Source organism: Streptomyces africanus (assembly GCF_002150735.1).
Lineage (GTDB): Bacteria > Actinomycetota > Actinomycetes > Streptomycetales > Streptomycetaceae > Streptomyces > Streptomyces africanus.
In genome coordinates this window covers 1-5717 of sequence record NZ_MUKA01000454.1, presented here as the reverse complement: position 1 = coordinate 5717, position 5717 = coordinate 1, and the positions used below count along the sequence as shown (strand labels likewise).

5 protein-coding genes are annotated in these 5717 nt (G+C 71.0%); all 5 read left to right on the top strand.

The annotated features are described in order from the left end of the window. Positions 1-312 (top strand): carboxyl transferase domain-containing protein (locus CCL05_RS46720; protein ID WP_279629962.1); only part of this gene is annotated, 312 nt, incomplete at its 5' end. Positions 313-326: 14 nt separating this feature from the next. Further along, positions 327-2255 carry an acetyl/propionyl/methylcrotonyl-CoA carboxylase subunit alpha gene (locus tag CCL05_RS39595; RefSeq protein ID WP_086565444.1) on the top strand — a complete coding sequence of 643 codons (1929 nt, stop codon included), beginning with the start codon at positions 327-329 and terminating at the stop codon, positions 2253-2255. After that, positions 2252-3202 (top strand): hydroxymethylglutaryl-CoA lyase, encoded by a 951-nt coding sequence (locus CCL05_RS39590; protein WP_086565443.1) that lies wholly within the window; start codon positions 2252-2254, stop codon positions 3200-3202. The genes CCL05_RS39595 and CCL05_RS39590 overlap by 4 nt, the downstream gene beginning before the upstream one ends. A 5-nt stretch (positions 3203-3207) precedes the next feature. Next, a complete protein-coding gene (locus CCL05_RS39585) occupies positions 3208-4368 on the top strand; it encodes an acyl-CoA dehydrogenase family protein (RefSeq protein WP_086565445.1) in 1161 nt (386 codons plus the stop codon). Positions 4369-4594: 226 nt separating this feature from the next. Next, a complete protein-coding gene (locus CCL05_RS39580; RefSeq protein WP_086565442.1) occupies positions 4595-5638 on the top strand; it encodes an ABC transporter substrate-binding protein in 1044 nt (347 codons plus the stop codon). Positions 5639-5717 lie beyond the last annotated feature (79 nt).

Genomic DNA, 5717 nt, shown 5'->3' with positions numbered 1-5717 from the left:
TTCCTGTGGATGTGGCCGAACGCCAAGATCTCCGTCATGGGCGGCGAGCAGGCCGCGTCGGTCCTCGCGACCGTCAAGCGGGACCAGCTGGAGGCGCGCGGCGAGTCCTGGCCGGCCGAGGACGAGGACGCCTTCAAGGCCCCGATCCGCGCCCAGTACGAGCGCCAGGGCAGCGCCTACTACGCGACGGCCCGCCTCTGGGACGACGGAGTGATCGACCCGCTGGACACCCGCCAGGTCCTGGGCCTGGCCCTGACCGCGTGCGCCAACGCGCCCCTGGGCGACCCCCAGTTCGGCGTCTTCCGGATGTGAGGGGACGGACGACGATGTTCGAGACAGTGCTGGTGGCCAACCGGGGCGAGATCGCCGTACGGGTGATCCGTACGCTGCGGTCGATGGGCGTGCGCTCGGTGGCCGTCTTCTCCGACGCGGACGCCGACGCCCGGCATGTCCGCGAGGCGGACACGGCGGTCCGGATCGGCCCGGCCCCGGCGTCCGAGAGCTACTTGTCGGTGGAGCGCCTGCTGGATGCCGCGGCCCGCACCGGCGCCGAGGCCGTCCACCCCGGCTACGGCTTCCTCGCCGAGAACGCCGCCTTCGCGCGCGCCTGCGCCGAGGCGGGCCTGGTCTTCATCGGCCCCGCGGCGGACGCGATCTCCCTCATGGGCGACAAGATCCGCGCCAAGGAGACGGTCGAGGCGGCCGGAGTGCCGGTCGTCCCCGGCGGACGCGACCCGGACCTGGCCGAGGCGGCCCGCGAGCTGGGCGCGCCCGTGCTGCTGAAGCCGAGCGCGGGCGGCGGCGGCAAGGGCATGCGCCTGGTGCGGGACCTGACCCGGCTGGAGGAGGAGATCGCCGCGGCCCGCCGCGAGGCCCGCGCCTCCTTCGGCGACGACACGCTCCTGGTGGAGCGCTGGATCGACCGCCCCCGCCACATCGAGATCCAGGTCCTGGCCGACGGCCACGGAAACGTCGTCCACCTCGGGGAGCGCGAGTGCTCCCTGCAGCGCCGTCACCAGAAGATCATCGAGGAGGCGCCGAGCGTGCTCCTCGACGGACGGACGCGCTCCGCGATGGGCGAGGCGGCGGTCCAGGCGGCCCGCTCCTGTGGCTACCGGGGCGCGGGCACGGTGGAGTTCATCGTCCCCGGCACCGACCCGTCGTCGTACTACTTCATGGAGATGAACACCCGCCTCCAGGTGGAGCATCCGGTCACGGAGCTGATCACCGGCCTGGACCTGGTCGAGTGGCAGCTGCGGGTGGCGGCCGGGGAGCCCCTCGGCTTCACCCAGGAGGACGTACGGCTGACGGGCCACGCGGTGGAGGCCCGCATCTGCGCCGAGGACCCGGCCCGCGGCTTCCTCCCCTCCGGCGGCACGGTCCTGAAGCTGAGCGAGCCGCAGGGCGACGGCATCCGCACCGACTCGGGCCTCACGGAGGGCACGGAGGTCGGCAGCCTCTACGACCCGATGCTCTCGAAGGTCATCGCGTACGGCCCCGACCGCGCGACCGCCCTGCGCAAGCTCCGCTCGGCCCTGGCGGAGACGGTCACGCTCGGGGTGCAGACCAACGCCGGCTTCCTGCGCCGGCTGCTCGCCCACCCGGCGGTGGTCACCGGCGACCTGGACACCGGCCTGGTCGAGCGGGAGGTGGAGGGCCTGGTCCCCACGGACGTACCCGAGGAGGTCTACGAGGCGGCAGCCGCCCTACGTCTGGAGGCGCTCCGGCCCGAACCCGGCGGCTGGACCGACCCCTTCTCGGTCCCGAGCGGCTGGCGGCTCGGCGGGGCCCGGAAGCCGCCCGCCTTCCACCTGCGGGTGCAGGACCCGGTGGAGTACACCCCGCGCGGCACCGCCACGGTCACCGACGACCGGGTCTCCGTCACGCTGGACGGCGTCCGGCACACCTTCCACCGCGCCGCCGACTGGCTCGGCCGCGACGGCGACGCCTGGCACGTACGCGACCACGACCCGGTGGCCGCCTCCCTGAGCCGCGCGGCCCACGCGGGCGCCGACTCGCTGACCGCGCCCATGCCGGGCACGGTGACAGTGGTGAAGGTCGCCGTCGGCGACGAGGTGACCGCGGGCCAGAGCCTGCTGGTGGTGGAGGCGATGAAGATGGAGCACGTCATCTCCGCCCCGCACGCCGGCAAGGTCACCGAACTGGACGTGACCCCGGGTTCGACGGTCGCCATGGACCAGGTGCTGGCGGTCATCGCACCGCACGAGGAGGCACAGGAGGAGGCGGAGGAATGACAGTCGACGGTCTCCCGATGGTGGTCCCGACCACGGACCTGCCCACCCGCGTCCGCATCCACGAGGTCGGCGCACGCGACGGCCTGCAGAACGAGAAGGCGACGGTCCCGACGCGGATCAAGGCGGAGTTCATCCGCCGCCTGGCCGAAGCGGGCCTGACGACGATCGAGGCGACGAGCTTCGTCCACCCCAAGTGGGTCCCCCAACTGGCGGACGCGGAAGAGCTCTACCCCCTGGTCAGCGACCTCCCGGTGGCCCTGCCGGTGCTCGTCCCGAACGAAAGGGGCCTGGACCGCGCCCTGACGCTCGGCGCCCGGCGGGTCGCGGTCTTCGCCAGTGCCACGGAGTCCTTCGCCAAGGCCAACCTCAACCGCACGGTGGACGAGGCTCTGGCGATGTTCGACCCGGTGGTGGCCCGGGCGAAGGCGGACGACGTCCACGTCCGCGGCTACCTCTCCATGTGCTTCGGCGATCCCTGGGAAGGCGCGGTCCCGGTCCCCCAGGTGGTCAGGGTCTGCAAGGCGCTCCTGGACATGGGCTGCGACGAGCTGAGCCTGGGCGACACGATCGGCGTGGCGACCCCGGGCCATGTGGTCGCGCTCCTCGCGGCCCTCGACGAAGCAGGAATCCCGCCGTCCGCCCTCGGCGTCCACTTCCACGACACCTACGGCCAGGCCCTCGCCAACACACTCGCGGCCCTCCAGCAGGGCGTCACGACGGTCGACGCCTCCGCGGGCGGCCTGGGCGGCTGCCCGTACGCCAAGTCGGCGACCGGCAACCTCGCCACCGAAGACCTCGTGTGGATGCTGCGGGGCCTCGGCATCGACACCGGAATCGACCTCGGCCGCCTCGTCGCCACGAGCGCGTGGATGGCCACCCACCTGGGCCGACCCAGCCCCTCCCGCACCGTCCGAGCCCTGTCCCACGAGGACACCGAGGAGCGATGATCACCATGGACTACCGCCTCTCCCCCGAGTTGGAGGAACTCCGCCGCACGGTCGAGGAGTTCGCGCACGAGGTCGTGGCGCCGAAGATCGGCGACTTCTACGAGCGGCACGAGTTCCCGTACGAGATCGTCCGGGAGATGGGCCGCATGGGCCTGTTCGGGCTGCCGTTCCCCGAGGAGTACGGCGGGATGGGCGGCGACTACCTGGCCCTGGGGGTGGTCCTGGAGGAACTGGCACGGGTCGACTCCTCGGTGGCGATCACGCTCGAAGCCGGCGTCTCGCTCGGCGCGATGCCGGTGTTCCGCTACGGCACGGAGGCCCAGAAGCGGGAGTGGCTCCCCCGCCTCTGCTCCGGCGAACTCCTGGGCGCGTTCGGCCTGACGGAACCGGACGGCGGCAGCGACGCGGGCGCGACCCGCACGACGGCCCGCCTGGACCCCTCGACGAACGAGTGGGTGATCAACGGCACCAAGTGCTTCATCACCAACTCGGGCACGGACATCACGGGCCTGGTGACGGTCACGGCGGTCACGGGCCGCACCCCGGAGGGCAAGCCGCAGATCTCCTCGATCATCGTCCCGTCCGGCACCCCGGGCTTCTCGATCGCGGCCCCCTACTCGAAGGTCGGCTGGAACGCCTCGGACACCCGCGAGCTGTCCTTCTCGGACGTGCGGGTCCCGGCGGCGAACCTCCTGGGCGAGGAGGGCCGCGGCTACGCCCAGTTCCTGCGCATCCTCGACGAGGGCAGGATCGCCATCGCGGCCCTCGCGACGGGCCTGGCCCAAGGCTGCGTCGACGAGTCGGTCAAGTACGCCAAGGAACGCCACGCCTTCGGCAAGCCGATCGCCGCCAACCAGGCGATCCAGTTCAAGATCGCCGACATGGAGATGAAGGCCCACACGGCCCGCCTCGCCTGGCGCGACGCGGCAGTCCGCCTGGTGACCGGCGCCCCCTTCAAGAAGGAAGCGGCCCTGGCCAAGCTCCACTCCTCCACCATCGCCGTGGACAACGCCCGCGAAGCCACCCAGATCCACGGCGGCTACGGCTTCATGAACGAGTACCCGGTCGCCCGCATGTGGCGCGACTCCAAGATCCTGGAAATCGGCGAGGGCACGAGCGAGGTCCAGCGGATGCTGATCGCACGGGAGTTGGGGCTCGTGGGCTGAGAGACCCACCCGGGCCTGCGTCGTCACCCCCGACGCAGGCCTTGCGAACTTCGTCTTCGTGATCCGGATCACTGCCCCCGAGGGCATCCCCGCCCCCTCCCTCGGGCACAGGTACCAGGGCTCCCCTGGACACGGCATGAGGTTAGGCTAACCTAAGCCTGAATCCAGCCAACTGGCTGTCAGCCGTGCCCGCAGTGGCTCCGTACGCACGAAAGCAGACCCAGCGATGTCGAACGCCAGAACCGCCCGCTTCTCCCGCCGCGGCATCCTCGCCGCCGGCGGTGCCCTCGGACTCGGTGCGCTCGTGACCGCGTGCGGCAGTGAGGACTCGACGGACGGCGGCTCGGACTCGAAGGCGTCCGCCAAGTCCGGCCCGTGGTCCTTCAAGGACGACCGCGGCAAGAACGTGCAGCTCGACAAGGTCCCCGCGAACATCGTCGCCTTCACCGGCGTCGCCGCCGCCCTGTACGACTACGGCGTCTCCGTGAAGGGCGTCTTCGGTCCCACCAAGACGCAGGACGGCAAGCCCGACGTCCAGGCCGGCGACATGGACATCAGCAAGGTGACCATCCTCGGCAACTCCTGGGACCAGTTCAACGTCGAGAAGTACGCCGCCCTCGCCCCCGACGTGCTGATCAGCACCATGTTCGACTCCGCCGGCACCCTCTGGTACGTCCCCGAGGCCTCCAAGGACAAGATCGCCAAGCTCGCCCCGAGCGTCGGCATCTCCGTCTACGACCGCCAGCTCACCGCCCCGCTCCAGCGCATGTGGGAGCTGGCCGAGTCCCTCGGCGGCGACATGAAGGCCGCGAAGGTCACCGACGCCAAGAAGCGGTTCGAGGAGGCCTCCGAGCGGCTGCGCAAGGCCGCCAAGGCACACCCCGACATCAAGGTGATGGCTGGTTCCGCGAGCCAGGAGCTCTTCTACGTCTCCGGCACCAACCTCTCCGTCGACCTGGAGTACTTCAAGGCCCTCGGCGTGAACTTCGTCGAGCCGCCGGAGAAGGCCAAGGCGAAGGGAGGCGGCTGGTTCGAGAGCCTGAGCTGGGAGAACGTCGACAAGTACGCGGCCGACATCATCATGATGGACGACCGGTCCTCGGCGATCCAGCCGGCGAACATCACCGAGGCGACGTGGAAGAAGCTGCCCGCGGTGAAGGCCGGGCAGGTCATCTCGCGTTCGGCCGAGCCGATCTTGTCTTACGACAAGTGTGTGCCGCTGGTGGAGAACCTTGCCAAGGCCATCGAGACCGCCAAGAAGGTCAGCTAGGCGTTCAGCGCCGTTCGGGCTTGCCGGGGTCTGCGACTGCGGGTCTGTATATGGCTGAGCGCGCAGTTCCCCGCGCCCC